Consider the following 3,209-nt stretch of genomic DNA (forward strand, 5'->3'; position numbering starts at 1 on the left):
CTCATTCTTAGTTAATACTTTTTCTCTTAATTATTCAATAATTATTTCATTCCTATATCATTCCAGCGGAATGTGGGTTATAGAATAAAAATTGTAGGGTGCTATGATCTGAGACCCCTGCGTAAGCAGGGGTGACAAGAGAGAGGGGGGTTATTTAATAGCATTGCATTATTAATTCAAACTGATTATCATCAGTAACAATAATTTTTGTATCAGTGTTGTAGATAATTGGATCATTAACTCGTTCATGACCGAATCTATTGGTCTTAAATATTGGGATTTTAAAGGTAGCCGCAAAATCAGTAAGAGTCCTAATCATGGTCTCGTTATCATTTCCACAAGTTCCAAATATTATAGCGTTTACTCGTTCTAACAGCCCTGCTTGTTTTAAATGATATAAGATACGATCTATTTGGTATGGCTTTGTATCAACATCTTCCAAGAAAAGTATCTTATTTGTCGTTTTTATTTGCCATGATGTACCTATAGATGTTTGTACAATGCTTAGATTACCGCCTGTAAGATTACCTGTAACGATTTTACTGGATTTTGCCGCAAGGTTAAGTGCTGATAATCCTTTAATTTTAGCTTGAGTTTCTTTACCAGAAATTATTTTTGCTATTTTTATAAAATTTTGACGATCTTTAGTTGGCTTAAGTATTTCAACGATACCATTACCATGAATTGTCTTCCAACCCCATTCTTGCGAAAAGAAAATATGTAAAGCTGTCATATCACTAAATCCTATAAAAAACTTTTCCTTTATCGGTTTCTTTAAGCGTTGTAAGTCAGGAATTAATTTAGCTGAACCATATCCCCCACGAAGAGCCCATATTACGTTATTTGATTGATCAGTTAAGGCCTTTTCCAAACATAATAATCTTGTTTGATCATCGGAAGAATGGAATAGGCTTTTTCCTTTAAAGCAATCATTTGGAATATTTAGTTTTAACGAAGTAATATTTCTCAAATTAGATAATATTTCATTGCTGACTCCTGAAGCAGGAGCAACAACAGTAATTTTTGTATCTTTCAATAAATTAATAAATTCTGCATTATTCTTGTTGAACTCTGAATTAGCAAATGCTGATAAGGACATAAAAATAACTGGTAGGAAGATTGTCTGAATTGTTAGGAGCCTAATATGTAAAAGATAATTGTTAAATTTCATAGAGTAGTATACCTATTTATGATATGGATGGTTTTCTATTATGGTCTGAGTCCGATATATTTGTTCTAATAATATTATTTTTGCCATTTGATGGGGCATAGTCATTTTTGAAAGGCTAAGATGGATATTTGCTTGTTCAAGAATCGATTTATCTAAACCGAATGCACCACCAATAATAAATTGTATATTTTTACCTGATTGCAAATTATTTGTTATTAATTTTGTAAATTCATGACTATTATAATCATTACCAATAATGTTTAGTACTATTTTACAGGATTTTTCTTCTAAAAATTCATTAATTAATTTACCTTCAAATTGTTTGATTTGTTCAGCTGGTAATTTTTTTGAATAACAAATTTCTGTGGATTTTATATTATATTTTATCAATTTTTGATAATCTCTGGCAATTGGCTGATAATAATTATTAAGTTTACCAACGGAAATTATTTGTATTTGTCTCATTATTTTATTATTGATTAATTAATTTAATTATACACCAAAAAAGTTATGCACTAAGTAAAAGTTAGAAATTTATATTGACTTTTTATATATTTTTAATTAAAATGTTAACGAGCTTTAATCTATACTTTAAGCAATTATGGCAACATATCTTGGCTATCAATAACATATAAAACTGACCTTAGCATAGTTACCCAAAATAAGTATTTTTTATTTACCCACAAAGTTATCCACAATTTATTCTGATTATTTGTCAAATATACTTGATTAGCTCTTCAGCAATATGCACAGCATTTAAAGCTGCTCCTTTACGTAAATTATCAGCTGTAATCCATAAATTAATGGTGTTTTTTTGACTATGATCTTGTCTAATTCGTGAGACATAGACCATATCCGTACCTACTACATCTTTGGGAGTGACATATTGTATTGGATCTAAATGACAATTAACCTCAATAGAGTCTGATTCTTTAAGAATCTCTTTTACTTCTTCCGCATTTATTGCCCCACTAAATTCAACATTAACTGAAATAGCATGACCAACAAACACCGGTACTCTAACACAAGTTACACTAGCTTTAGCATGTGTTCCTATAATTTTTTCTAATTCCAGGGCGATCTTAGATTCTTCACTAGTAGAACCATCTTTATTAAAGCTACCTATATGCGGGAATAAATTAAAAGCTATTTGATGTGGAAAAACTTTAGGTTCAATGTCCTTAAAAACATATTTTGCTTTGGTTTGTTCATACAATTCTTCCATTCCTTTTTTGCCTGCTCCGGAAGCTGACTGATAGGTTGATATAACCAGTCTCTTAATCTTTACGGCATTATCCAAAGGCTTTAACGCGGTAGCTATGGGAACAGTACAGCAATTAGGATTAGCTATAATATTTTTAATAGTATAATCTTTTAGGCTAGCCAGATTAGCTTCTGGAACTATCAAAGGAACATCAGGATCAAGTCTGAAAAATGATGATTTATCGATAACTACGCAGCCTTGCTTGGTAACCATAGGTATATATTTCTTTGATATTTCTGATCCGGCTGAAAAAAAAGCAATATCAATTTTACTAAAATCTACACTATCTATATCAGATATTTTTATAGTACCATCTCCAAAACTAACCTCTTTACCATTAGATTCACTCGATGCTATAGCATAGATATTATTAATTGGCAAACTTCTCTCAAATAAAATTTCTAGAGTTTCTCGCCCAACATTACCTGTTGCCCCAACCACTGCGATATTATATTTTTTTGTCATATTTACTTAATTTAATTGTTTTATCCATTAGTCAATTGATGGTGACGTCGTCGCTCCACCGCTCCTAGCACCAAATTCTCATCAATTGACTATAGTATATACTAATTATGATATGCACTAAGTATTTTATGAAAAATATTTTTATTATTTTTTATTCAGGTATTTTCTATATAACGTCAATTCGGGATAAGGGATAAGAAAAAATAAAGGAGATATAGGAGTTGCAAGGAGTTATAGCACTTAACATAGAGGTTAATATAAGTTATAATGATAGATAATGAATAAATTTAATAATAGCAATATGGCGAC

At 30.3% G+C, this 3,209-nt stretch carries 3 protein-coding genes; all 3 read right to left on the reverse strand.

Annotated features, from left to right (window positions below):
* Positions 1 to 154: 154 nt before the first annotated feature.
* On the reverse strand, positions 155 to 1,099 hold the full coding sequence (locus RiCNE_RS06620; protein ID WP_410525751.1) for an LD-carboxypeptidase: 945 nt from the start codon (positions 1,097 to 1,099) through the stop codon (positions 155 to 157).
* 84 nt (positions 1,100 to 1,183) lie between these two features.
* A complete protein-coding gene (locus tag RiCNE_RS06625) occupies positions 1,184 to 1,636 on the reverse strand; it encodes a 23S rRNA (pseudouridine(1915)-N(3))-methyltransferase RlmH (RefSeq protein ID WP_094649778.1) in 453 nt (150 codons plus the stop codon).
* Positions 1,637 to 1,886: 250 nt separating this feature from the next.
* Positions 1,887 to 2,900 (reverse strand): aspartate-semialdehyde dehydrogenase, encoded by a 1,014-nt coding sequence (gene asd / locus RiCNE_RS06630; protein ID WP_094649779.1) that lies wholly within the window; start codon positions 2,898 to 2,900, stop codon positions 1,887 to 1,889.
* Positions 2,901 to 3,209: the final 309 nt, after the last annotated feature.

Source organism: Rickettsia endosymbiont of Culicoides newsteadi (assembly GCF_002259525.1).
GTDB lineage: Bacteria > Pseudomonadota > Alphaproteobacteria > Rickettsiales > Rickettsiaceae > Tisiphia.

Bases quoted from the DNA above. Each gene is read 5' to 3' on its own strand.
- RiCNE_RS06620 (WP_410525751.1), bottom strand. From the start codon at position 1,099: ATGTCCTTATCAGCATTTGCTAATTCAGAGTTCAACAAGAATAATGCA.
- RiCNE_RS06625 (WP_094649778.1), bottom strand. From the start codon at position 1,636: ATGAGACAAATACAAATAATTTCCGTTGGTAAACTTAATAATTATTAT.
- asd (WP_094649779.1), bottom strand. From the start codon at position 2,900: ATGACAAAAAAATATAATATCGCAGTGGTTGGGGCAACAGGTAATGTT.